Origin of the sequence: Pseudomonas sp. NBRC 100443 (assembly GCF_030268185.1) — a bacterium.
Lineage (GTDB): Bacteria > Pseudomonadota > Gammaproteobacteria > Pseudomonadales > Pseudomonadaceae > Pseudomonas > Pseudomonas citronellolis.
The window spans coordinates 1-314 of sequence record NZ_BSQE01000086.1; the positions used below are offsets into that span (position 1 = coordinate 1).

The window sequence follows — 314 nt, forward strand, 5'->3', positions numbered from 1 at the left end:
CCTCGCCTAGAGTTGCTGGAGCATCGTCAGCGGGGGCGGCGTATGAAGCGATTCATCGAGGAAGCGAGCCGGACACAGGTCAGCTTGCTGCCGGAATGCCTGGATGACTTCGTTGCCGAAGACAATCCGATCCGTGTAGTGGAAACCTTCGTCGAGCAACTCGACCTAGCGGCCTTGGAGTTCGATGGAGTGGCACCGGCTGTAACCGGGCGACCGTCTTATCATCCCGCCGTGATGCTGAAGATCTACATCTACGGTTACCTCAATCGCATCCAATCCAGCCGCCGCCTGGAGCGCGAATGCCAGCGCAACCT

The 314-nt window shown here is 59.2% G+C and carries 1 protein-coding gene; it reads left to right on the top strand.

The genetic code is table 11. From position 1 onward, the window contains the following. Positions 1-42 precede the first annotated feature (42 nt). The coding region (locus QSJ95_RS32650) for a transposase (protein ID WP_285647903.1) at positions 43-314 on the top strand (272 nt) is incomplete at its 3' end.